This is a genomic window from Stenotrophomonas sp. STK16_22 (genome assembly GCF_051984505.1).
Taxonomy (GTDB): Bacteria; Pseudomonadota; Gammaproteobacteria; order Xanthomonadales; family Xanthomonadaceae; genus Stenotrophomonas; species Stenotrophomonas maltophilia_A.
On the sequence record NZ_CP196972.1, the window covers coordinates 289491 to 311643 of the forward strand.

General features: G+C 66.2%; 22 protein-coding genes and 1 tRNA gene. 15 read left to right on the top strand and 8 right to left on the bottom strand.

The features are described from left to right. Positions 1-92 precede the first annotated feature (92 nt). The 4 genes from birA to ACSYAO_RS01290 all read left to right on the top strand — a co-directional run bounded on the left by birA (position 93) and on the right by ACSYAO_RS01290 (position 2763). Complete coding sequence (gene birA, locus ACSYAO_RS01275; RefSeq protein WP_049462325.1) at positions 93-1061, top strand: bifunctional biotin--[acetyl-CoA-carboxylase] ligase/biotin operon repressor BirA; 969 nt, start codon at positions 93-95, stop codon at positions 1059-1061. Then, on the top strand, positions 1058-1789 hold the full coding sequence (locus tag ACSYAO_RS01280) for a type III pantothenate kinase (protein ID WP_005407698.1): 732 nt from the start codon (positions 1058-1060) through the stop codon (positions 1787-1789). Before birA ends, ACSYAO_RS01280 begins: the two co-directional genes overlap by 4 nt. Positions 1790-1798: 9 nt before the next feature. Continuing rightward, positions 1799-2647 (top strand): SPOR domain-containing protein, encoded by an 849-nt coding sequence (locus ACSYAO_RS01285; protein WP_049462324.1) that lies wholly within the window; start codon positions 1799-1801, stop codon positions 2645-2647. A gap of 40 nt (positions 2648-2687) precedes the next feature. Continuing rightward, positions 2688-2763, top strand: a tRNA-Thr gene (locus ACSYAO_RS01290). Between the two features lie 111 nt (positions 2764-2874). On the opposite strand, the gene ACSYAO_RS01295 is transcribed toward ACSYAO_RS01290, so the two are convergent. The 3 genes from ACSYAO_RS01295 to ACSYAO_RS01305 form a co-directional block, all read right to left on the bottom strand. Beyond that, complete coding sequence (locus ACSYAO_RS01295) at positions 2875-3660, bottom strand: hypothetical protein (RefSeq protein ID WP_152911149.1); 786 nt, start codon at positions 3658-3660, stop codon at positions 2875-2877. A gap of 54 nt (positions 3661-3714) precedes the next feature. Next, positions 3715-4317 (bottom strand): hypothetical protein, encoded by a 603-nt coding sequence (locus ACSYAO_RS01300; RefSeq protein ID WP_152911148.1) that lies wholly within the window; start codon positions 4315-4317, stop codon positions 3715-3717. A gap of 226 nt (positions 4318-4543) precedes the next feature. Continuing rightward, the gene (locus tag ACSYAO_RS01305; RefSeq protein WP_049462322.1) at positions 4544-4948 is read right to left on the bottom strand and encodes a hypothetical protein; all 405 of its coding nucleotides are present in this window, start codon (positions 4946-4948) and stop codon (positions 4544-4546) included. Between the two features lie 595 nt (positions 4949-5543). Between ACSYAO_RS01305 and ACSYAO_RS01310 the strand changes: the two genes are divergently transcribed. Both ACSYAO_RS01310 and ACSYAO_RS01315 read left to right on the top strand, forming a co-directional pair. Next, positions 5544-6314 carry a DUF3011 domain-containing protein gene (locus ACSYAO_RS01310; RefSeq protein ID WP_032128184.1) on the top strand — a complete coding sequence of 257 codons (771 nt, stop codon included), beginning with the start codon at positions 5544-5546 and terminating at the stop codon, positions 6312-6314. A 58-nt stretch (positions 6315-6372) separates the two neighbouring features. Then, a complete protein-coding gene (locus tag ACSYAO_RS01315) occupies positions 6373-7317 on the top strand; it encodes an ankyrin repeat domain-containing protein (protein ID WP_049462321.1) in 945 nt (314 codons plus the stop codon). Between the two features lie 17 nt (positions 7318-7334). Here the strand turns inward: ACSYAO_RS01315 and ACSYAO_RS01320 are convergent, their stop codons facing one another. Further along, entirely contained in the window at positions 7335-7682 is a 348-nt protein-coding gene (locus ACSYAO_RS01320; RefSeq protein WP_049462320.1) for a hypothetical protein, read from the bottom strand. A gap of 132 nt (positions 7683-7814) precedes the next feature. On the opposite strand from ACSYAO_RS01320, the gene rocF reads away from it, so the two are divergent. From rocF to ACSYAO_RS01335, 3 genes are all read left to right on the top strand, one after another. Next, positions 7815-8735, top strand: a complete 921-nt coding sequence (rocF, locus tag ACSYAO_RS01325) for an arginase (protein WP_049462319.1) — start codon at positions 7815-7817, stop codon at positions 8733-8735. A 162-nt stretch (positions 8736-8897) separates the two neighbouring features. Further along, positions 8898-9035: an entericidin A/B family lipoprotein gene (locus tag ACSYAO_RS01330; RefSeq protein WP_008266021.1), complete on the top strand. Its 138-nt coding sequence runs from the start codon at positions 8898-8900 to the stop codon at positions 9033-9035. Between the two features lie 203 nt (positions 9036-9238). Beyond that, a complete protein-coding gene (locus tag ACSYAO_RS01335; RefSeq protein WP_004153772.1) occupies positions 9239-9460 on the top strand; it encodes a CsbD family protein in 222 nt (73 codons plus the stop codon). Between the two features lie 73 nt (positions 9461-9533). On the opposite strand, the gene ACSYAO_RS01340 is transcribed toward ACSYAO_RS01335, so the two are convergent. After that, positions 9534-10334: a hypothetical protein gene (locus tag ACSYAO_RS01340; protein WP_049462318.1), complete on the bottom strand. Its 801-nt coding sequence runs from the start codon at positions 10332-10334 to the stop codon at positions 9534-9536. Between the two features lie 108 nt (positions 10335-10442). Between ACSYAO_RS01340 and ACSYAO_RS01345 the strand changes: the two genes are divergently transcribed. The 4 genes from ACSYAO_RS01345 (at position 10443) to ACSYAO_RS01360 (ending at position 15011) form a co-directional block, all read left to right on the top strand. Continuing rightward, complete coding sequence (locus ACSYAO_RS01345; protein ID WP_049462317.1) at positions 10443-11735, top strand: tryptophan--tRNA ligase; 1293 nt, start codon at positions 10443-10445, stop codon at positions 11733-11735. A 126-nt stretch (positions 11736-11861) separates the two neighbouring features. Then, positions 11862-12164, top strand: a complete 303-nt coding sequence (locus tag ACSYAO_RS01350; RefSeq protein WP_049462316.1) for a hypothetical protein — start codon at positions 11862-11864, stop codon at positions 12162-12164. 156 nt (positions 12165-12320) lie between these two features. Further along, a complete protein-coding gene (locus tag ACSYAO_RS01355; RefSeq protein WP_049462315.1) occupies positions 12321-13253 on the top strand; it encodes an MBL fold metallo-hydrolase in 933 nt (310 codons plus the stop codon). 105 nt (positions 13254-13358) lie between these two features. Continuing rightward, complete coding sequence (locus ACSYAO_RS01360) at positions 13359-15011, top strand: M28 family metallopeptidase (protein WP_049462314.1); 1653 nt, start codon at positions 13359-13361, stop codon at positions 15009-15011. A gap of 127 nt (positions 15012-15138) precedes the next feature. Here the strand turns inward: ACSYAO_RS01360 and ACSYAO_RS01365 are convergent, their stop codons facing one another. Beyond that, on the bottom strand, positions 15139-15435 hold the full coding sequence (locus tag ACSYAO_RS01365; protein ID WP_049462313.1) for a hypothetical protein: 297 nt from the start codon (positions 15433-15435) through the stop codon (positions 15139-15141). A gap of 67 nt (positions 15436-15502) precedes the next feature. Continuing rightward, positions 15503-16837, bottom strand: a complete 1335-nt coding sequence (locus ACSYAO_RS01370) for an MFS transporter (RefSeq protein ID WP_043035190.1) — start codon at positions 16835-16837, stop codon at positions 15503-15505. Between the two features lie 223 nt (positions 16838-17060). On the opposite strand from ACSYAO_RS01370, the gene yedA reads away from it, so the two are divergent. Continuing rightward, positions 17061-17966: a drug/metabolite exporter YedA gene (gene yedA, locus ACSYAO_RS01375; RefSeq protein WP_049462312.1), complete on the top strand. Its 906-nt coding sequence runs from the start codon at positions 17061-17063 to the stop codon at positions 17964-17966. Next, positions 17963-18859, top strand: coding sequence for an EamA family transporter RarD (gene rarD / locus ACSYAO_RS01380; protein WP_032128173.1), 897 nt, complete (start codon positions 17963-17965; stop codon positions 18857-18859). Before yedA ends, rarD begins: the two co-directional genes overlap by 4 nt. A gap of 118 nt (positions 18860-18977) precedes the next feature. On the opposite strand, the gene ACSYAO_RS01385 is transcribed toward rarD, so the two are convergent. Next, positions 18978-21803, bottom strand: a complete 2826-nt coding sequence (locus tag ACSYAO_RS01385) for a TonB-dependent receptor (protein WP_049462311.1) — start codon at positions 21801-21803, stop codon at positions 18978-18980. Positions 21804-22153: the final 350 nt, after the last annotated feature.

Below are 22153 nucleotides of genomic sequence, written 5' to 3' on the forward strand. Positions count from 1 at the left end.
GCGCCCCGTTGGAAGCCCCCGCGAAACCCAGCGTGGCGGGCGTCGCTGGCGGCTTTCCCGCATAATTCCTTCCTGACTTCGTGGAAGCTGCCGTGGACGATCGCCAATTGCTGGCCAAACTCGCTGCCGGTCGCCTGTCCGGCGACGCCCTGGCCCGTGAGCTGGGCCAGACCCGGGCGGCCATTTGGAAGCGTATTCAAGGACTTAGGGCCGCCGGTGTGGACGTCGAGGGCCGCGCTGGCGAAGGCTATGGCCTGACCCGCCCGGTCGACCTGCTGGACCCGGATGCGATCCGCGCAGGCCTGCCTGCAGAGGTTATGCCGCTGCTGCACGACCTGCAGGTGGCCTGGACGGTGGACTCGACCAACGCCGAATTGCTGCGTTGCAGCGCGCCCCAGCGCGGGGTCAGCGTCCTGCTGGCCGAACGCCAGACCGGTGGCCGTGGCCGTCGTGGGCGTGCCTGGGCCTCGCCGCTGGCCGCGCACATCTACCTGTCGGTGCTGCGCCTGTATTCCGGTGGCCTTGGCCGCCTGGCCGGACTGAGCCTGGTGGCGGGCATCGCCGTGGCCGAAGCGCTGCACGACCTGGGCTACACCCAGGCGCAGCTGAAGTGGCCGAACGACCTGATCGTCGATGGCAAGCGCAAGCTGGTCGGCCTGCTCGCAGAAGGCGGTGGCGAGTACGCCGGCCCGGCGCGCGCGGTGATCGGCATCGGCATCAACACGCACATGCCGCCGTCGTTCGCCGAGCAGATCACCCAGCCGTGGGTAGACCTGGATACGCTGGCTGGCAAGCCGGTGGACCGCAACGTGGTTGTCGCCGCGGTGCTGGCACGCCTGCTGCCGGCGCTGGAAGAATTCGATCGCGAAGGACTGGCCCCGTTCCTGCCGCGCTACGCCGCGTTCGACATGCTGGCCGGCCGCGAAGTGCGCGTGGAACTGGACGGGCAGTGGCAGCACGGCACCGCACTTGGCCTGGCTGACGACGGCGCGCTGCGCGTGCGCATCGATGGCCAGGAACGCCTGCTGCACGCCGGCGAAGTCAGCGTGAGGGCGGCATGAGCGATTGGTTGTTCGACCTGGGCAACTCGCGCTTCAAGTTCGCGCCTTTGCAGGGTGACCGAGCCGGTGATGTGCAGGCCTGGGCGCATGGCGCCGAAGGCATGGCCGGGCAGCCGCCGCACAGCCTGCCCAGCGGCACCACCGCGTTCGTGGCCAGCGTGGCCGCACCGTCGCTGACCAGCGCCATGCTGGACCAGCTGCAGCGCCGCTTCGAACACGTGCACGTGGTGCGCACCAGCGCCGAATGCGCGGGCGTGCGCATTGCCTATGCCAAGCCGGAAAAGTTCGGCGTCGACCGCTTCCTGGCCCTGCTGGCTGCGGCCAAGGCGCAGCGCCCGGTGCTGGTGGTCGGCGTGGGCACCGCACTGACCATTGACCTGCTCGACGCCGATGGCCAGCACCACGGTGGCCGCATTTCCGCATCGCCCACCACCATGCGCGAAGCACTGCACGCGCGTGCCGTGCAGCTGCCGGCGACCGGCGGCGACTACAGCGAGTTCGCCAACGACACCGCCGACGCGCTGGCCTCTGGCTGCGACGGCGCGGCCGTGGCGCTGATCGAACGCAGCGCACAGCAGGCGCACACGCTGCTGGGCGTGGCACCGTCGCTGCTGGTGCATGGTGGCGGCGCACCGGCGCTGATGCCGCTGCTGCCCGGCGCCGACTACCACCCATCGCTGGTGCTGGATGGCCTCGCCCGCTGGGCGGTGCACCAGCCCGCAGGCTAGTATCCGCGCATGCTGACCCGTGCCCTGATCGTCGTACTGGCCATCCTCAATCTTGGCGTCGCCTGCTGGTGGCTGCTGCGCGATGCACCGCAACCGCCCGCGCCGCCGCCGCAACCGGCCGGTGTGGCCGAGCTGCGCTGGGTGCCCGGTGGTGTGGATGCCAATGCCGCAGCCGAAGCGACTGCCGCTGCCCCGACCGCACCGCTGGTGGAGCGCGAACCGGCGGCGAAGACGGCTGTGGCTGTGGCGCCCGCGCCGGCCTTGCCGGCCAAGCCGGACATTCCCAAGCCGCCGACGGCTGACGCTGCGGCGGTTGCTGCTGCCGCCAAGCCGGTAGCGCCGCCTGCACCCGTACCGTCACCGGAAAAACCCGCAACCCCGCCCGCGGCCGCTGAGCCGCCGCGCTGCGTCGCACTGGGCCCGTTCGCCGACCGCGCCGCTGCGAGCAGCGCGCAGGGCAAGGCCGGCACGCTGATCAGCCAGGTGCGCCTGCGCGAACAGCCCGCTGCCAGTGGCAGTGCCCGTTACCGGGTGATGCTGCCGGCCGCCGCCAACCGCGACGAAGCGCAGGCCACCGTGAAGCGCATCGTCGCCGCCGGCCTGAGCGACTACTACATCATCAGCCAGGGCGAGGACATCAATGCCGTGGCGCTGGGCCAGTACCGCAACCGCGAAGGCGCCGAGCGGCGCATGGCGGCGGTGCAGGCCGCAGGCTTCCAGCCGCGCCTGGTCGCCAGCGGTGACGCCGGCCAGTGGTGGCTGGAAGGGCAGCTGGCGGCGGGCACGCAGCCGGCCCAGGCCCAGCAGCGCAGCGGGGCGGCACAGAGCCGGTCGCTGGAATGCACGCGGTTGCGCTAGAATCCCCGGACCGCGGCGCTGCCGCCGGTGCACCACCCATGCCGCTTTAGCTCAGTTGGTAGAGCAACTGTCTTGTAAACAGTAGGTCATCCGTTCGATTCGGATAAGCGGCACCATCTTCGATCCCTTGGCATCCGCACATGTCTACGGGGAACAATCAACCCGCTGAAATAGCGGGTTTTTTTGTGCGTTGCCGTTCCGGAAAGAATGCGGGTCTGCAGGCGTGTTCAACGCGACCTCGTAAGACCCCTTCTGAGTTGGTTGCAACGCTGGAGCATACGTTCGCCAGACTGTTCATTCATTCGAATGCGGCCATCGACGAGAAGGGGATAGGTCTCGAGACGGACACGATAGGCTGCTTGCGAAGACAGCTGCACTGCAGCGTCGTCCGTGCCGATGGCGGCTCCAGGCAGCGAATCCTCTCGAACAACGCCATTTACCTGAAGCTGTGCGCAGAGCCCGGCGTAGTAGGCGACGCGTTCATCAAGCGCCTGAGGGTGCCTTGTGGCATGACCCAGCGCATGGAATGTCTCGTGTGCGACCAGATCGACAAGGTTTGCAACTGTCCGTCCGCGGTCGTCATGTATCGAAGCCGCAAGTGCCAATGTCTTCCCACCCGAGAACGATCCCAAAGCACGCGACTGTATCGTCGCGGCGGTATCCGTTGGCACGAGAAGAATCCGGTATCTGTTCGCCTTTGCTTCTATCCATGATTCGGAGAATTTCGCTGCTGCATCAATGCGCGTACAGGTATCGGCAACGTCAATCTGTGATCCTGCAGCCATCAAGAGCAGGATTCCGTGCTGGGTGTTGGTGCAGTGAAACGATTCCAGAGCGGGCAGGTCCTTGTGCCCTGGAACAATGGAGAGAGACCGGAAGTAGCGGAATGGCCCGAGAGGCGTGGACACCAGCTCGGTATAGCCATCCGGAGGGATGCCTTGTGGAAATCCAATCGTTGTGGCGCAGCCTGCCAGGATGGAGGCGGCGAATGCGGCGAGTACGACTCCTTTCATCGCTTCTCCCAAAGGTGCGGGTGCTCAAGGTGCACCCGCACCTCCTGTTGTTTACTACATCTCCATGCACAAGTGCGGCGACGGGTGGTTGACGCAATCCCGTCCTTCGAACTCCAGGTAGTAGCTCGCCTTGGTAATGCCTTCCTGTTTGGCTTGCCCAGCGATAACCTGCGGGCCATTTCCGTATGCCGAATGGAAGGGGAGCAGGTCGTAGCTCAAGGCATCGCCATTACCCACATTTGCGTATATCCAGGCATTCACCGCGTTAGGATCCGCAACTCGGATCACGGTGCCTGTCCTGACCCATGAAAACGTTTGGGACGCGCTGATTGCGCCGGTAGCGACGTTCTTTACCCGGAGTATCGCATTGCCCGTGGCAGGATACGGTATGGTTGATCCGGATGTATCCAGCTCAAACGTCGCGGCATCTGGGAGTACGCTGAGAGACGAGAGCAGGGAGTTGTAGATGCTCCTCTTCCCACCACCGTCCCCTTCCCAGATAACTTCCATACCCGCCTTGCACTCTCCGCCACCTGCTTGTTTTCCACTGCACTCGCCATAAGCTCGAACACTCTTCAGGGTGCAACCTGTGAACAGAAGTGCGCTTCCCAATGCGATAGTGGAGGCGGCCAGTATGCTCTTGGAATTCATTCTCATGCTAGATCTCTCCTTGGTCTAGAAGGATGCGTGGTCCACCGTGGTTTCGAAACCACGCGGAGCAGTTGAAATGAGATCGACAGAGGTAGATGTGACTTCGGTCTTGGAATTGAGTATCCGTCGGTGTCGTCGAGTATCACTCTCGGAAATGAGGCGCGTGTGCGAGTGCAAGGAAGCATTCCACAGCGAAGTAGAATCCGGGCGTTTGTGCAGAAGCTCTCGCCAGCTACCTCCCACCCACCTGCAACGCCACATACTCCGCCAAACCACGGCAGGCCAATATCAGCCCCTCGCGCGCACCATCGCCGATATCGTCTTTCTCTTCCCCATCCACGCGCACGCGCTCAGCGGCGTGATACAGCTCCAGCAGCGACACCAGGCCAACCGCAGCGCGGTCCCGGCGTGCGGCGGCCACGGCCTGGCCGGGTGTGCTGGCGGGCCCCGTCCACGGCTGTCCGTCGGCGGCATCACCGGCGCGGATGCGTTGCAGGCAGCTGGGCAGGTTGATTGGCGCGGGTGCCTCGTTCGCAGCGGCGAAGGCCGCTTCCAACGGCTGCGCCAGTTCCGGCGGCAGGCGCAGGGCGGCCTCGCCCAGGGTTGCGGTCAGGTACGGGTGATGGGCGTTGGACATGCGGGCATCCTCGTCAGGAACAGAGGTGCCGCCACGATAGGGTGGCGGGCGATGCGTGGCTTCCAAGACCGGGAATCGATGAGCCGGCGGGCACGGGGCCCCCACGCACCGCCCGCCGTCGATCGGCGAACGGATTGCCAGCCGGCGCCGCTCTTGGGAAGACGGCGCCGGCTGGCAAGCGTATACAGCATCGATTACGCGGGCTTGGAAGACCCGACCACCTTTGCAGGTGGCGATTCATCATGCGCACGTGAAATCACCGCCTGCCAGTCGTTTGTTTCGATGGCATCGGGTGATCTGAAAGGAAAAATGAATTATCGCGTTTGGCCCGTTTCTGGCATTGCAATGCCAGAAGCGACATATCGCGCCGAGCTGCAGCCAACGACGAATCCTGGTGCGTCTTGCTGTCGCACAACCCTTCATGGCCCAGGAAGTAAAGCTGGCTTAACCGTCCCGGCAAAGCTCCAAGAACACCCTATCAGACATGAATCCCCGCGCGCGCCACGCGGATCTTGATAATCCTCACGGACAGCCCGCAGCGCTGCACCGCATACTGCCGCCACACGCCCATCCTGGGCCCCTTCGGGATCCGCACATGCGTCGCCATGCCCTGCCGCTTACCGTCGCACTGTTGTCCACCGCTTTCGTTACCCCGGCCATGGCCGCCGTGCCGTTCTTCAACGCCAGCTGCCCGGGCGGCATCGATGTGCACGCCGACGATGGCGGGCCGGTCTACGTGCAGGGCCGCGAGGCCACGCTGAAGCGCTTCAACGACCGCTACTTCGAAGCACGCGATGCCAACAGTGGCATCACGCTGTCGATCAGCAGCAACGAGGACGGCACGCCGCAGATCAGCTACACCGGCCGAGGCGGCGCCAATGGCATCTGCCAGGTCATTGTCAGCGGAACGCCCGCATCGTCTGAACATCGCGACCACCGTCGCCACGATGACGACAACGACACGGCACTACCGCGCGAAGTCACCTGCGAGTCCACCGACCAGCGCCAGGTGTCGTGCGACATGGATACCCGTGGCAACGTGGAAATCGTGCGCCAGCTCAGCCACACCCGTTGCGAACAAGGCCAGAACTGGGGCCTGTCGCGGCATTCGGTGTGGGTCAATGGCGGGTGCCGCGCGGTGTTCCGCAATGTGTCCAAGGCGGCCAACAGCGCGCCGGCGGGCGATACCGGGCTGGGTTCCTGCAACATGCGCAAGGGTGCGCAGGGCACGCTGGTGACCCAGCTACCGGTGGGCAGCGATTACCAGGAACTGATCATCGATTATCCCGATGGCCGCTTCCTGTGCATGATGCGCAACAACGGCCAGGTGCAGAGCTTGACGCCGGTTCGCCGCCGCGGCGGTTGAGTTCGTCGCGCCTGCGGCCGTATGGTGGCCCCCCATACACCCGTCTGGTGGCACCTCCATGTCCCATCTTCTGGCCAAAGCAGCTGAGAAGCAGGATCTCGACCGCATCGACGCACTGCTGGATGCCGGCGCGGACATCGAGTGGCAGCACAAGGGCACCGGTCGCACGCCGTTGTTGTCGGCGGTGATCGCCGGAAAGGCTGACGCGGTGGCGCGGCTGCTGGACCGCGGTGCCAACATCCAGCATGCCTGCACGGCGGTGGGCTTTACCGCACTGGGATGGGCGGCCGAGCGCAACGACGCAGACATCGGACGCCTGCTGATCGCACGCGGCGCCTCGCTGGACGTGGCCTCGCCGGAACTGCATCGCACACCGCTGATGGTGGCGGCGCAGGGCGGTCATCTGCCGATGGTCGAGCTGCTGCTGGCTGGCGGTGCTGATGTCGCACGCGTGGATTTCGAAGGACGCAATGCGCTGTCGCTGGCCGAAGCGCGCGGGCATGCGGCTGTGGTGCAGTGCCTGCAGGCAGCGGGCGCACAGATGCCACCGGTGTTGGAGGAGGCGTCGCCGCTTGCGTGGCCTGAACCGGCCGCAGAAGGGGAACCGGCAGCCGTGGTGCGTGGCTATATGCTGGCCTGCCATGCGTGGGAAACGCGTGGTTACCGTGATGCCAAGGCCGGTGGAGACCTGCTCGGTAGTCCATCATTCCAACAGGAGCGCGCGAACATCCTTGCGGCCTGGTGTACCGACCGGAAGCGGGTGTATTCCACGGGCATGTCGGTGGGCAATCCGCCGGTGCACGTGCCGGAGGATCTGCTGGCCGCCGTCGGTCAGCCGACGGCCTCCAAGGCCGAAGTGCTGGTACGTGACCATGCACAGAAATCCCGCGCTCTACGTTACGAACGCCTGTTCGTGCTCAAGCGCGTGGCAGGGCAATGGCGGATCGACGTGCTGAAGAAGCGCCTGTTCCGCACCGAAGCGTGGTCGTCGGCGATTCTCTGAGCGCGACCCGCCGCGCGTCAGCCACACGTCTTCCGCAGCAATACCCACGTCAGCATCAGGGCGAACGTTCCGACCAAGGTCAGGCCAAACCACAGCGCCGCCACCTTCACGTTGCCGATCAACGCTGCCAGCATCCGCTGCGGCTCGCTTTTCAGGATCGGATATTCGGCGTGTGCCTTGCGCAGACGCTGCCAGCCAAGCCCAAGGAACACCAGGATGGAGAACGGCACCACCAGCAGCGTCGCCTGCATCAGCCAGCCATTCGGCGACGCATCGATCGAGTTGCTCAAAAAAACTGCGAAAACGGCGATGGGCAGCGCCACGGTGAAAAAGCGTGGCCACGCGGTATTGATGAAGGGCGACATCGCAATCTTCCATGAGGGGCGGCTGGGTCCGCGCGGCATCATGCCATGCCAATGTCCTGCTGCACCGCCGCGAGTGGTGTCACACAGCTCTGGCTAGACTGTGCTTCTTTTTCCCCACCGCAGGAGGCACCCATGGCCCATCCCATCTCCGTATCCCTGATTGGCGTTCCCACCGACGTGGGTGCGGGCCATCGTGGTGCCCGGCTTGGCCCGGAAGCGCTGCGCGTGGCGGGCCTGCCGGAGGCGCTGGAGGCGCGCGGCGTGGACGTGCGCGACCTGGGCAACCTGGATGGCCCGCGCAACCCGTGGACCGCGCCGGTGGAAGGCTACCGCCACCTGGATGAAGTGGTGGCGTGGAACCATGCGCTGATGGAAGCCAGCTACGCCGAACTGCAGGCCGGCCGCATGCCGATCATGCTCGGCGGCGACCACTGCCTGGGCATTGGTTCGATCACTGCGGTGGCGCGCTGGTGCCGCGAACAGGGCAAGACCCTGCGCGTGCTGTGGCTGGATGCCCATTCGGATTTCAACACCAGCGACGTGACCCCGTCGGGCAACATCCATGGCATGCCGGTGGCCTGCCTGTGCGGCCTCGGCCCGGACGCGCTGACCCGCCTCGGTGGCACCGTGCCGGCGATCACCCCGGCGCAGATGCACCAGATCGGCATCCGTTCGGTGGACCCGGACGAGAAGCGCCTGATCAAGACCCACAAGGTGGATGTCTATGACATGCGCTACATCGACGAGAACGGCATGAAGCGCGCGGTGGAAGCCGCACTGGCCGGCATCGACGAGAACACCCACCTGCATGTCAGCTTCGATGTGGACTTCCTGGACCCGAGCATCGCGCCGGGCGTGGGCACCACTGTGCCGGGCGGGGTGAACTACCGCGAGGCGCAGCTGGTGATGGAGATGATCGCCGACACCGGGCGCATGGGGTCGTTGGACATCGTCGAGCTCAACCCCTTGCTGGACAAGCAGAATGCCACCGCCGAACTGGCCGTGGACCTGGTCGAAAGCCTGTTCGGCAAGTCCACCCTGATGCGCGACTGAGCACCCGGCCTGAACGGATCGTCGATCCGTTCACGCCCGCTCCACGCCCCTGCCGCCAGATTGCACTTCACGCGGCGGCAGTGGGCATTGGTGCCCTCCCGCCGAGCGAAAGAATCCCATCCGCGAATGAAGCGGTGTGGCGGCAAACCCAAGGAGAAGCCCATGAAGCGCGTAGTTGCCCTGATGCTGTTGTCGATGTTCTCGGTGGCCCTGCTGGCCGGCTGCAACACCATTGCCGGTGCCGGCAAGGACGTGCAGAAGGCGGGCGAGAAGGTCGAGGACACCGCGAAGGGCCGTTGAGCCCTGCACGGAACGGAAAGAGAAAAGGCCGGGGATTTCCCCGGCCTTTTTTTGCGCGTGCTTTTCGCTGCGTGCTGTCGAAGCGGAGTGAACCATTCAAGCAGGTGAGCATCTATTTCATTGCTGGTTGACCGGCACTCAACAGCCGCTGCGCGAAGCTTGAGCCACGGTAAGAACGCCGTTGCAGCCAAGGATTTCCAGCAATGAACAAAGACATCATTTCCGGCAAGTGGTCGCAGCTGAAGGGCAAGGCCCAGGCCAAGTGGGGCGATCTGACCAACGACGACTTCGATGTGGCCGAAGGCAATGCCGAGTATCTGGCCGGTCGCCTGCAGGAACGTTATGGCTGGGCCAAGGACCGCGCGGAGAAGGAAGTGCGTGAGTTCCAGGACGCCGTGAGCAAGGACTACCCGGACTACAAGTAAGCACTTCGGTTTCCCCCACGGCACAACGCCCGCACCGAGAGGTTGCGGGCGTTGTGTTGTCTGGGCGGGACGATCAGCGCGCCGGCGGGTCCGGCACGTAGCGGTTCGGGAACGCCTGCGGCTCGCGCGGCAGTCGCGACGGCGAATCCACCAGGATGCCGCGTGCGCGCAGGTTGCGGGCGCTGTCGTAACGCAGCTGCAGTACCTGTGCGGGGCTGCGGCTGGCGCGTTCGAAATCGGTATCGCGCACCGAAGACTGCTCGCGTGCACCGTGGCCGGTGCCCAGCGCTGGCGCCTGCGACTTGTTGGCGTAGCCCTCGATGCGGCTGGTACTGGCGCTGGCATCGGACGACGCTTCCGCCGCCGGGGCTGGCAGCGGCAGGCCCCGGCGCAGAATCGGCTCCGGACGCCAGCGGCGCGCTTCCTCGAACACGGCCACGCCCACCACGCCGATGTTGTCCGGGCGGCCGGTGCGGCTGGCATAGCTGCCGCTGGGGCTGCTGAACACGAACTGCGCCACTTCGTCCTGGCTCTTGCGCCAGCCGGTGATGTCGGCGCGCTGGCCGGGGTTGAGCACGTAGCCGGTCTGCGAAGGATCGGCATCTTCGCCGGAGATGGCGTTGATGCCGTCTACCGACAGCACCACCAGCACCCGGCGCGGGCTGTCGTTGTACAGGCGCACGGCGTAGCGGTGGCCGCGCTCGCCGGCCACCCAGCGCTGGCCCTCGGCGGGGTAGCTGCGCAGTTCGGTGCCGCGGTCGCGGTCGACCAGGGCCATGCGCACGGGGCCGCCGTCGTACACCGGCGGCGGCATCGGGGCCGGGCGGAAGCCGGCCAGGGGCAGGATCAGCAGCAGGGGCAGCAGGCGTTTCATCGGGCGTCTCCAGCGGGGTTGCGTGAATGAACGCGCCGCAGGCCCTGACGGGGTTGGTGGCGTGCAAGGTAAACTGGCCCCGTTCATCGAAGGTTACCCCACGCAGTCATGACGACCCGAGTCCTTACCGGCATCACCCCCTCCGGCACGCCCCACCTGGGCAACTACGTTGGCGCCATCCGTCCGGCCATCGCGGCCAGCCGCGCGCCGGGGATCGAGAGCTTCTTCTTCCTGGCCGACCTGCACAGCCTGATCAAGTCCCAGGACCCGCAGCGCACCCAGCGCGCGACCCTGGAGATCGCGGCCAGCTGGCTGGCCTGCGGGCTGGACCCGGAACACGTGTGGTTCTACCGCCAGAGCGACATCCGCGAGACCACCGAGCTGATGTGGTTCCTGACCGCCATCGCCAGCAAGGGCATCCTCAACCGCGCGCATGCCTACAAGGCGGCCGTGGACAAGAACCGCGAGGAAGGCGTGGACGAGGATGCAGGCGTCAGCGCCGGCCTGTTCATGTACCCGGTGCTGATGGCCGCCGACATCCTGATCTTCAAGGCCAACCAGGTACCGGTGGGCCGTGACCAGATCCAGCACATCGAGATGGCGCGTGATTTCGCCCAGCGCTTCAACCACGTGTACGGCAAGGAGTACTTCCCGCTGCCGGACGTGGTGATCGACGAGCAGGTGGCGACGCTGGCGGGCCTGGATGGCCGCAAGATGAGCAAGAGCTACCACAACACCATTCCGCTGTTCGTGCCGCGCGAGGAGCTGAAGAAGCTGGTGTTCTCGATCCTGACCGACTCGCGCGCACCCGGCGAGCCGAAGGACACCGAGGGCTCGGCGCTGTTCCAGATGTACCAGGCGTTCGCCACCCCGGAACAGACCGCGGAATTCGCCAAGGCGTTCGCTGCCGGTATCAGCTGGAGAGATGCCAAGCAGCAGCTGTTCGAGCGCATCGACTGCGAGCTGTCGCCGCTGCGCGAGCGCTACAACGCGCTGATGGCCGAGCCGGAGAAGATCGAAGCGCTGCTCAAGCGCCGTGGCCAGCAGCTGCGAGAGCAGCTGGCGGCACCGCTGCTGGACGAGCTGCGCCATGCCGTGGGCCTGCGTGATCTGTCCAGCGCGGGTGATATCGCCAGCGAGGATGCCGGCGTGGCCCGCGTGGCACCGCCGCTGTTCAAGCAGTACCGCGAAAAGGATGGCCGCTTCTACTTCAAGCTGACCGCTGGTGACGGCACGCTGCTGATCCAGAGCGAAGGCTTCGATTCGCCGCGCGATGCGGGCCAGCTGATCGCGGTGATCAAGCAGGCCGAGCAGGGCGACCAGCTGCAGAGCGAGCTGTTCAAGCTGGAAGCCGAGGTGGATGCGGTGCTGTCTGCCCTGGCCGTGCTGCGAGCCGACTGATCGGTAGATGCCGACCTTGGTCGGCGCCGTTGAAGGGCGGATGCCGGCCAGCGGCCGGCACTACCCGCGAACGAAGGTCATGGCATGATGTCTGCGCGCCTCCGGCGCGATGACATGGAGTCTGAAATGGCCTGGTTGTCGCTGCTGCTGTTCCTGCCCTGGTTCCTGCTGCTGGGGAGCCTGTACTGGCTGTTCCCGCGCCAGCCGCGTACCGCGCGGCGGCGCCTGTTCGACAGCACCACCCTGGTGCTCGCATTCGCGCTGAGCATCGTGTCGATGCTGCGGGGCTACCGCATCGGCGTGGTGCAGCCGGGCGCCGGCCCGATCTGGCCGCAGGTGCTGGCGGTGCTGTACGCCTACGGCGCGTTCCTGGCGGTGCTGGTGTTGGCCCTGTTGCTGCGGCCGCGGTTCGCATTGCGCTCCGGCTGATCGGTAGTGCCGGCCGCTGGCCGGCACATGCATTCTCCTGGCTATCCCGAGGTTGCCGGCCAGCGGCCGGCACTACCCGACCAAAGCCGCATCGAACCCGGGCCGCCTGCGCGCCTACCATGGGGGTCTGTTCCCGATCCTGCCAGGTGCGTGCCGATGACCGCCGACCCCAGCATCCACACCATCGATACCGGTTTCCAGCGCCCGGATTTCGACGCGGCGTACCTGATCGTTGAAAACGGCCGTGCTGCGTTCGTCGACTGCGGCACCGGCCTGTCGGTGCCGGCGATGCTGCAGGCGCTGGCAGAGGCCGGCCTGGGCGTGGAGGCGGTGGACTGGCTGCTGCTCACCCACGTGCATCTGGATCATGCAGGCGGTGCAGGCCTGCTGATGCAGCAGTTGCCGAATGCGAAGGCGGTGCTGCACCCGCGCGGTGCGCCGCACATGATCGATCCGACGCGCCTGATTGCGGGTGCCACGGCGGTATATGGCGCCGAAGAGATCGCGCGCAGCTATGGCCGCATCGAGGCGATTCCGGAGCACCGTGTGGTGGTGGCCGAAGACGGCCACCGCATCGATCTGGCCGGCCGCGAGCTGGTGCTGCTGCATACCCCGGGCCACGCGCTGCACCACTACTGCGTGTGGGATGCGCGCAGCCGCAGCTGGTTCACCGGCGATACGTTCGGTATCTCCTACCGCGAGCTGGATAGTGCGCAGGGTGCTTTCATCTTCCCCACTTCATCGCCGGTGCAGTTCGATCCGGAGGCGATGAAGGCCTCGATCCGGCGCATGCTCGATTACGCGCCGCAGGCGATGTACCTGACCCACTACGGTCGTGTGGAACAGGTGGAGAAACTGGCCGACGACCTGTTCGAGCAGATCGATGCGATGGCCGCCATCGGCCGCCAGTGCGATGGCCGACCGGACCGCCACCGCTGCCTGCTGGCCGCACTGCAGGCGCTGTACCTGGAACGTGCACAGCTGCATGGCTGTGCGCTGGACGATGCGGCGGTGACTGCGGTGCTGGCGATGGACATCGAACTCAACGCGCAGGGCCTGGCCTGCTGGCTGGACCGCATCAGCAAGTAGATCCACGCCACGCGTGGATGACGTGGACCCAGGCTGCGCCGTGATGTCACGACCACGTTACACTCTGGTGACTTCCAAGCTAGCCGTGGTACTGCCGTGAATCCGATGCGCGTGTTGCTGCTTTCGTCCTGCCTGTTTGTCGGTGGCCTGGCCCATGCGGCCAACGACCTGCCCGGCGGCGGCATCGATCCGCAGGCACTGTCGCGCCATGTGCGCGTGCTGGCGTCGGATGAATTCGAGGGCCGCGCGCCGGCCACCGAGGGCGAAGAGCGCACGGTGCAGTACCTGATCGAGCAGTTCCGCAGCTACGGCCTGCAGCCGGGCGGCGTGGACGGCAGCTGGGTGCAGCCGGTGCCGCTGGTGCGCGCGCAGCTGGACGGCGCGGCCAAGGCCAGCCTGTCGCTGAAGCAGGGCAAGCGCGCGCTGGCCAACGGCATGGACGTGACCCTGCAGAGCCTGCAGCCGCGCAAGCGCGTGCAGATCAAGGATGCGCCGCTGGTGTTCGTCGGTTACGGCATCGACGCGCCGGAACGCCAGTGGAACGACTACAAGGATGTGGACCTGCACGGCAAGATCGCCGTGGTACTGATCAACGATGCCGATTTCGAAGCCGATGCGCCGGGCGCGTTCGACGGCAAGGCGGTGACCTACTACGGCCGCTGGACCTACAAGTTCGAGGAAGCCGCGCGCCGTGGCGCCGAGGGCGTGCTGATCGTGCACGAGACCGCACCGGCCGCCTATGGCTGGGCCACGGTGAAGAGCTCGGGTACCTCGCCGCTGTTCGACATCGAGCGTGGCCAGGCCGAGGCGATGGCCCAGCACACCCCGCTGCGTGGCTGGATGCAGCGTGAGCTGGCCGAGGCGATCTTCGCCGACGCCGGCCTCGACTTCGATGCCGAAAAGCGCAAGGCGATGCGTGCCGACTTCCGCCCGGTGGCGCTGGACAACGCGAAGCTGAGCGTGGATTTCGCGCTGAAGCGCGAGCAGGTGGTGACCCGCAACGTGGTGGCCAAGCTGCCCGGTGGCGAGCATGGCGACGAGGCGGTGATCTTCTCCGCGCATTGGGATGCGTTCGGTATCGGCCAGGCCGATGCCAAGGGCGACCGCATCCGCCGCGGCGCGATCGACAACGCCACCGGTGTGGCCACGGTGCTGGAACTGGGCCGGGTGTTCGCCGCCGGCCCGCAGCCGCAGCGCACGCTGTACTTCGTGGCTCTCACCGCCGAAGAGAAGGGCCTGCTGGGTGCCAGCTACTACGCCGCGCACCCGCTGGCGCCGCTGGACAAGACCGCTGCAGTGCTGAACATCGAAATGTTCAGCCCGGATGGCGCGACCCGTGACATCGCGTCGTGGGGCAAGGGCCGGGTCTCGCTGGAGGGTGACCTGGAGCGCGTGGCCAAGGCCCGCGGCCGCAGCTACAGCCCGGACCCGAACCTGGAAGCCGGCTTCTTCTACCGTGCCGACCATTTCGCCTTCGCCCGCCTGGGCGTGCCGGCGATCACCATCGGCCCGGGCCTGGACAAGCTGGACGGCGGCGTTGAAGCCGGCCGCGCGCTGCGCGAGAAGTACTTCGCCGACTGCTATCACCAGGCGTGCGATGCCTGGACCCCGAGCTGGGACCCGAGTGGCCACGCCGCCGACACCCTGCTGGTCTACGACCTGGGCGCCGAGCTGGCCAACAGCCGCCGCTGGCCGACGTGGGAAAAGGAATCGGAGTTCCGCGGCGCGCGCGACAAGAGCGAAGCGGCCCGCCGTTGAGGTAGTGCCGGCCGCTGGCCGGCAACTCCCTGCTCTTTCCGGAGGTTCATGAGGTTGCCGGCCAGCGGCCGGCACTACCGAAAGAATGTGGCGTTGCCGGCCAGCGGCCGGCACGCCCGGGTATTCGTCAGCGCCGGCGCAGCAGCTTCCACGCGCCCCAGCCACTGGCGGCGAGCGCTGCCAGATAGCACGCCACCATCGTGCGCAGTCCAACCGGCGACCCTGCATTGATGCCGCGATGCAGGCGCAGCTGCAGCGAGCTGTGGCCGCTGCCCAGGTCCACCGCCAGCTGCAGCGCCAGCGCGGCGCAGAACACCAGCAGGGCAATCCCGAATCCGATGCGCGGCCACGCGGCCTGTGCGCTGGGGCGGCGCAGCAGCCAGGCCAATGCCGTGGCTGCGGCCAGCGTCGCCGCGATCCACATCAATGGCGTGGCGGGAGACGCAGCGGCCACCGGCATTGCACCGGTGGCCGCGATCAGGGCAACGCGCTTACTTGCGGGTGCCGTCGAGCCAGTTCGGGCCCTTGTTGGTGAGGAAGAACACATAGACCACCAACGATACCGCGATCGTCGCGGTCACGTAGATGGCGAACCAGTCGACGTGGCCGGTCTTCAGCGCGCCCTGGTACAGCAGCGGGGCGGTGCCGCCGAACAGCGAGTTGGCCAGCGCGTAGCCCAGGCCCACGCCCAGTGCACGCACGTGGGTCGGGAACAGCTCGGCCTTCACGACGGCGTTGATGGAGGTGTAGCCGGTGAGGATGACGAACGCCAGCGCCAGGGTCAGGAACGCCAGGGTGGCGTCATGCTGGTGCGGCAGCTGGGTGATCAGGTACCAGCTGTACAGCACGCCACCGACGCCGAAGAACACCAGCAGGGTCTTGCGGCCGATGATGTCCGACAGCCAGCCACCGACCGGCTGCAGCACCATCAGGAACGCCAGCACGCCCAGGTTGATCAGGGTGCCGGTCATCGGATCGTTGCCGGCGAAGGCGCTCTGGATCATCTTCGGGCCGTTCACCGAGTAGGTGTAGAAGGCCACGGTGCCGCCGGCGGTGATCAGGAAGCACAGCAGCAGCGGCCGCCACTGGTGCACGAACAGTTCGTACATCGAGCCGGACTTCTGCGCCTTGCCCTCGCGCGCGGCCTCGATGGACGACTCCGACAGCGACTCGTCCATGCCCCGGCGCAGCCAGAACACCACCACTGCTGCGATGCCACCGATGCCGAAGGCGATGCGCCAGCCCCACTCGGAGATCTCCGGCTTGCCCCAGAAGGTCAGCATCAGCAGCAGGGTCAGCTGGGCCAGCACATGACCACCGACCAGGGTGACGTAGTGGAAGGAGGACAGGAAGCCGCGGCGGCCGGGAATGGCGGCCTCGGACATGTAGGTCGCGCTGGCACCATATTCGCCACCGGTGGCGAAGCCCTGCAGCAGGCGCGCAAACAGCAGGATCACCGCGGCCCAGATGCCGATGCTGGCGGCGGTGGGGGTGATGGCGATCAGGAACGAACACAGCGCCATCAGCGTGACCGAGACGGTCAGCGCAAGGCGGCGGCCATGGCGGTCGGCGAAGCGGCCGAAGAACCAGGCACCGATCGGGCGCATCAGGAAGGTCGCCGCGAAGATCGCCCACACGTACATCGTGGAGTTCTTGTCGTCGGGCGAGAAGAACTGCGATTCGAAGTACACGGCGAACACCGAGTACACGTAGACGTCGTACCACTCCACCAGGTTGCCGGCGGAGCCTTTGAGGGTGTTGGAGATCGACCGCCGCAGGGCGGCGCGGTCGTTCGCGGGGACAGCAGGTTGGGACGTGGTGCTCATCTGGGTGGGAATCCTCGATGCGGCGCGTCCGTGCGCAGGGAAAACGGCGCCCGGCCTTGGGGCGGCGCGGCCGGGCAGCCCTCTTGGTACTGCATCGACCGTCAACACGGGGTAGCAGACCAGAGCAGGGTGCATGGATGGATGACAGCGTGCCACCGTATGGGGTCCCGGACCATACTCAAAACGTCCTAGAATCCGCCTTCCCCCGGCTCCCTGGTGTGTCATGTCGGCTCCCCCCTCTTCGTCTGCGGCTGCCCCCCGGGGTGGCCTTGTCGCGCTGGCACTGCTGCTGGTCTACGTGGTCTGGGGCTCGACCTACCTGGGCATCGCCAAGGCCCTGCACGGCGGCGCACTGCCGCTGACGATGGTCTCCGGCAGCCGGTTCATCATTGCCGGCGGCCTGATGTTCCTTGCGCTGCGCCTGTTCTGGAAGCTGCCGAACCCGACCCTGCGGCAGTGGCGCAACCTTGTCATCATGGGCGTGACCATGCTGGTGCTGGGCAACGGCATGGTGGTGCTGGCCGAGCGTGAGGTGTCCTCGGGCCTGGCCGCCACGGCGGTGGCCTCGGTGCCGCTGTGGATGGCGCTGTTCTCGGCGCTGCGCGGCCAGCACGCCAGCCGTGGCGAGTGGCTGGGCATCGCCATCGGTTTCCTGGGCGTGGTCTGGCTCAACGCCGGCAGCAGCCTGACCGCCTCGCCGACCGGGCTGGTGCTGCTGCTGATCGCGCCGATCGGCTGGGCCTTCGGTTCGGTGTGGGCACGCGGGCTGGATCTGCCGGGCCCGTTCATGACCGCTGCCGGGCAGATGCTCTGCGGCGGCGTGCTGCTGGTGCTGATCGGCCTGGCGGTGGGCGAGCGCCCGACCACGCTGCCCGATACCGGTGGCCTGCTGGCGATGGCCTACCTGTGCGTGTTCGGCTCCATCGTCGCGTTCACCGCCTACGTGTGGCTGCTGCAGAACGTGCGCCCCGCGCTGGCGGGCAGCTACGCGTACGTCAATCCGGTGATCGCGGTGCTGCTGGGCGCACTGCTCAACGGTGAACGGTTCGGCTGGCGCGACCTGTTGGCGATGGTGGTGATTCTTCTGGGTGTGGTGGTGCTGACGATGGCAAGGACGAGAAAGAAATGAGCATGGATGAGAAAGAACAACGCCGGGGCCTGCTGGTCACTGCGTCCACCTTCGTGATCTGGGGCCTGGTGCCGGTGTACTGGCACCTGCTCAACGAGGTGCCCTCGTTCCAGATCATCGCCCACCGCATCATCTGGAGCACCGTGCTGGTGCTGGGCTGGCTGCTGATCAGCTCGCGCCTGGGTTGGTGGCAGAAGATCGCCGCGCAGCCGCGCGCGCTGCCGATCCTGCTGGTGTCGAGCCTGACCATCGCCTTCAACTGGGGCCTGTACATCTGGGCGGTCAACGCCGGCCATGTCATCGAGACCAGCCTGGGCTACTTCATCAACCCGCTGGTGAACGTGCTGCTGGGCGTGCTGGTGCTGAAGGAACGCCTGCGCCGCCTGCAGTGGGTTGCGGTGGCAATGGCGGCGGTGGGCGTGGCCTGGCTGACCATCGACGCCGGCACACCGCCGTGGATCGCGCTGGGCCTGGCCTGTTCGTTCGGCCTGTATGGCCTGTTGCGCAAGCTGGTTTCGGTCGACCCGGTGGCCGGCCTGGGCGTGGAAAGCATGTACCTGTTCCTGCCGGCGCTGGCCTTCGCGATCTGGGCCGAGAACGGCCATGGCGGCGCGTTCTTCCATGGCTGGGGCTGGCGCAACGACCTGCTGCTGATCTTCGGCGGCGCAGTCACTGCCGTGCCGCTGATCGGCTTCGCCTACGGCGTGAAGCGCATTCCGCTGTCGCTGGTCGGCATCCTGCAGTACATCGCGCCGAGCCTGCAGCTGCTGCTGGGTGTGTTCTTCTTCCACGAAGCGTTCGACACCGCAAAGGCGATCGGCTTTGCCGCGATCTGGGCCGGCCTGGTGCTGTTCGTCGGCGACAACATCCGCACGATGCGCGCCAAGCGCTAGCGCCGCGTCCGCTCGGCTGACACGTGTGCACAAAAAAGAGCGGCGCCCCGAGGGGCGCCGCTCTGCTTCCATCCACAGCCAGGAGAGAGTTGGCTGTGACGGGAACGCGGTTGCAGGCTTAGAAGCGCTGCTGGTACTTCATGTACATGAAGCGGCCGATGTCGAAGCCACCGTAGTAGGTGAAGCTGCTGTTCGGCTGGCTGTACATGATCGGACCCTGGTGGTCGAACACGTTGTTCACGCCCAGCGACACGGTGCCATCCCACGGCAGGCTGTAGCGCACCTGCAGGTCGTGGAAGGTGTTGGAGCCCACCTTGTTGGTCGGCGATGCACTGGTGTACGACGAACTGAAGCCCGGCAGGTTGCACTCGTCCATGTACGAGCACTTCTCCTTCATGCTGGAGTAGTAGCGCGCGGTCCAGCCGATGCCGAGGTCGCCGTACTGCCAATCCAGGTTGAAGGTCGAGCGGACGCGGAAGTCGCCGCCCCAGCTGGTGCGCTGCTCCACCGGCGTGGTCGCGGCGTTGTCGTTGCGCTGCTTCAGGTAGTCGGTGTAGGTGGTGTTCCAGTTGACGGCGAACTGGCCGAACGTGGTTTCCGGCAGGCGGTAACGCACGTTGATGTCATAGCCGGCGGTTTCGCGGAAACCGGCATTGACCAGCGAGCGGTCCAGGCTGTTGACCTGGCCGTTGCTGCCACGGGTGAAGCGGCCACAGGCGGCGTCCGAACCCTGCACATAGCACTGCTCGAGAATGCTGTTGGTGGTCTCGGAGACGATGGCGTTGTTGATGCGGATCTTCCACCAGTCGAGGCTGACATCCAGGCCGGCCACGAAGTCCGGGCTGTACACCAGGCCCACGGTCCAGGTCTTGGCGGTTTCCGGCTTCAGCGCCGCGTTGGAACCCGAGTTGAAGTCGACGGTCGACTGCTGGCCCGGCTTGGTGGCAACGGTGCCATCGCTGTTGAGCTGGCGGAAGTTGGCCGGCACCTTCAGCGCCTGGCAACGGGCAGCAACGGTCGGGCTGGTGGCCGCGGTACCGAACGAGGTATCGCACGGATCGGTGAACGAATCGCGGGTGCTGACGGTACCGCCGTACAGGTCATCCACGGTCGGCGCACGGAAGCCGGTGCCATAGGTTGCGCGGACCAGCAGGCTGTCGATCGGCTTCCACTTCAGGCCGAACTTGCTGTTGGTGGTCGAGCCGAAGTTGTTGTAATCCGAGTAGCGACCGGCCACGTCCAGCGACAGTTCGCGCGCGAACGGCAGATCGGCCAGCAGTGGCACCTGCAGCTCCAGGTAGACCTCGTTGAGCGAGTAGTCGCCACGGGTCGGCTGGCCGGTGGTGCCGGTAATCTCACCCTTCTGCACCCGCATGTCCGGGGTGTAGCTGGCTTCTTCGCTGCGGTGCTCGAAGCCCATCGCGCCCATGATGTCGCCGGCCGGCAGGGTGAACAGCGAACCGGAGATGTTGGCGCTGGCCACCTTGGTGGTGCTCTTCATCTTGTCGACGAAGCGGGCGAACAGGTAGTCCTGTACGTCCTGGTTGCTCAGCGAGCCAGGGCCGGTATAACCCATCGGCGCAGCCGGGTTCCACGGCACGCAGCCGGCGATCACCGCACCCGGTGAGCCGCAGCGGGCCACGTTGCCATCCATGAAGGACGGGCCGACGGCCTGGTTGACGTGCGGCTGGTACATGCTGCCGGTACCGATGCGCTCGCCTTCATTGCGGTTGTACATGTAGCTGACGTTCCAGTCCCAGTACCGCGAACCGGTTTCGAAGCTGCCTTCCAGGCCGATGCTGGCGCGCTTGGTCTCCAGATTGTTCTCGGTGCCGCGCGGCAGCTCCTCGGAGCGGTGCGCGAACAGCACATCCTGGCCCCACAGGTTGAACGTGCTGTCCTTGGACAGGGCGGCACGGCTGCCGTTGCGCGCCTGGGCGGCGCTGACCGAGTACGGGTAGCCGGCCAGCTGCTTGGTCGATTCGCGCTTGCTGTACAGCGCGTCGGCGACGATGCGCAGGTCGTCGGTGATCGAGAAGCCGCCGTTGGCGAACACCGAGGTGCGCTCCAGGCCGGTCAGCAGGCTCATGTTGGTCTTGCTGTTGGCACCATCGGCCGGATCCGGCGCGTGGAAGTTGCCCTTCTGGCTCGGATCGCCGCCCGGGCCCACGGTCAGGTTCTTGCCACCGACGGTGACGTAGCCCCACGGGGTGTTGCCGTTCAGGTTGTCGGTCGGGTGGCGCGGGCCGTTGGGATAGCGGCTGAACTCGCGATCCTTGCCCAGCACTTCGTCTTCCTTGGTGCGCTCAGCACCCACGGTGAACCAGCCGCGGTCGAAGGTCTTGCCGAAGGTTGCGCTGTAGGAGCGCTTCTGGCCGTCACCCTGGCCGTACTGGCCGACATAGACGCTGGCTTCGCCACCGTCGAAGTTCTTGCGGGTGATGATGTTGACCACGCCGGCGATGGCGTCCGAGCCGTACAGCGCGGACGCGCCATCGGTCAGCACTTCCACGCGCTCGACGATGGCCGACGGAATCGAGGCCAGGTCGGAGTAGCCGCCGGCGCTGACGCCCATGCGGCGGCCGTCGATCAGCACCAGGCTGCGTTCCGGGCCGAGGTTGCGCAGGCTGACGTACATGCCGCCGAAGTCGCGCGAGGAGGTCAGCGAAGACGCGCGGCTCATGCTCGGCGAACCAGCAGCGGGAATGTCCTGCAGGATGTCGGCGACGTTGACGTAGCCCTTCTTCTCGATCTCGGCGCGGTTGAGCGCGATCACCGGCTGTGCGGTCTCGACACTGGCCTGGCGGATGCGCGAGCCGGTGATTTCGATGCGGTCGAGAGTGGTGGTGGCGTCGCCGGTGCTCTGTGCGAAGGCGGGGGTGGTGCAGCTGGCGGCCAGCGCAATGACGATCGCGTTGCGCAGCGGATTGGTTTTCAGGGACATCCGTGAAATCTCGTGCTTCAGAAAAAACATGCGCCCGTTCTGTGGGCGCGTGGGGTGCTGCAAACCAACGTGGGGGCGCGATTCTAGAATGTTTCCATTCGTAACTGTTTATCGCTGTGCCGCGGATGTGCGCGAAAATGAATCGCAACCAACAATCCACAGATGTGATGTGCGCAACGTCACGTGCGTTGCGTTGGCGATGGGCAGAGGCATCGATAGCGGCGGATTTCCCGCAATCTGTAGCAGTGCGTGTGTGCAGGCATCCATCCACGCATGGCGTGGATCTACTGGACGTACTGGTTCATCACCAGGCCCGGCTGCATCGCCCTGAGTAGATCCACGCCATTCGC

Bases quoted from the DNA above. Each gene is read 5' to 3' on its own strand.
- ACSYAO_RS01280 (WP_005407698.1), top strand. From the start codon at position 1,058: ATGAGCGATTGGTTGTTCGACCTGGGCAACTCGCGCTTCAAGTTCGCG.
- ACSYAO_RS01285 (WP_049462324.1), top strand. From the start codon at position 1,799: ATGCTGACCCGTGCCCTGATCGTCGTACTGGCCATCCTCAATCTTGGC.
- ACSYAO_RS01295 (WP_152911149.1), bottom strand. From the start codon at position 3,660: ATGAAAGGAGTCGTACTCGCCGCATTCGCCGCCTCCATCCTGGCAGGC.
- ACSYAO_RS01300 (WP_152911148.1), bottom strand. From the start codon at position 4,317: ATGAGAATGAATTCCAAGAGCATACTGGCCGCCTCCACTATCGCATTG.
- ACSYAO_RS01305 (WP_049462322.1), bottom strand. From the start codon at position 4,948: ATGTCCAACGCCCATCACCCGTACCTGACCGCAACCCTGGGCGAGGCC.
- ACSYAO_RS01310 (WP_032128184.1), top strand. From the start codon at position 5,544: ATGCGTCGCCATGCCCTGCCGCTTACCGTCGCACTGTTGTCCACCGCT.
- ACSYAO_RS01315 (WP_049462321.1), top strand. From the start codon at position 6,373: ATGTCCCATCTTCTGGCCAAAGCAGCTGAGAAGCAGGATCTCGACCGC.
- ACSYAO_RS01320 (WP_049462320.1), bottom strand. From the start codon at position 7,682: ATGTCGCCCTTCATCAATACCGCGTGGCCACGCTTTTTCACCGTGGCG.
- rocF (WP_049462319.1), top strand. From the start codon at position 7,815: ATGGCCCATCCCATCTCCGTATCCCTGATTGGCGTTCCCACCGACGTG.
- ACSYAO_RS01330 (WP_008266021.1), top strand. From the start codon at position 8,898: ATGAAGCGCGTAGTTGCCCTGATGCTGTTGTCGATGTTCTCGGTGGCC.
- ACSYAO_RS01335 (WP_004153772.1), top strand. From the start codon at position 9,239: ATGAACAAAGACATCATTTCCGGCAAGTGGTCGCAGCTGAAGGGCAAG.
- ACSYAO_RS01340 (WP_049462318.1), bottom strand. From the start codon at position 10,334: ATGAAACGCCTGCTGCCCCTGCTGCTGATCCTGCCCCTGGCCGGCTTC.
- ACSYAO_RS01345 (WP_049462317.1), top strand. From the start codon at position 10,443: ATGACGACCCGAGTCCTTACCGGCATCACCCCCTCCGGCACGCCCCAC.
- ACSYAO_RS01350 (WP_049462316.1), top strand. From the start codon at position 11,862: ATGGCCTGGTTGTCGCTGCTGCTGTTCCTGCCCTGGTTCCTGCTGCTG.
- ACSYAO_RS01355 (WP_049462315.1), top strand. From the start codon at position 12,321: ATGACCGCCGACCCCAGCATCCACACCATCGATACCGGTTTCCAGCGC.
- ACSYAO_RS01360 (WP_049462314.1), top strand. From the start codon at position 13,359: ATGCGCGTGTTGCTGCTTTCGTCCTGCCTGTTTGTCGGTGGCCTGGCC.
- ACSYAO_RS01365 (WP_049462313.1), bottom strand. From the start codon at position 15,435: ATGTGGATCGCGGCGACGCTGGCCGCAGCCACGGCATTGGCCTGGCTG.
- ACSYAO_RS01370 (WP_043035190.1), bottom strand. From the start codon at position 16,837: ATGAGCACCACGTCCCAACCTGCTGTCCCCGCGAACGACCGCGCCGCC.
- yedA (WP_049462312.1), top strand. From the start codon at position 17,061: ATGTCGGCTCCCCCCTCTTCGTCTGCGGCTGCCCCCCGGGGTGGCCTT.
- rarD (WP_032128173.1), top strand. From the start codon at position 17,963: ATGAGCATGGATGAGAAAGAACAACGCCGGGGCCTGCTGGTCACTGCG.
- ACSYAO_RS01385 (WP_049462311.1), bottom strand. From the start codon at position 21,803: ATGTCCCTGAAAACCAATCCGCTGCGCAACGCGATCGTCATTGCGCTG.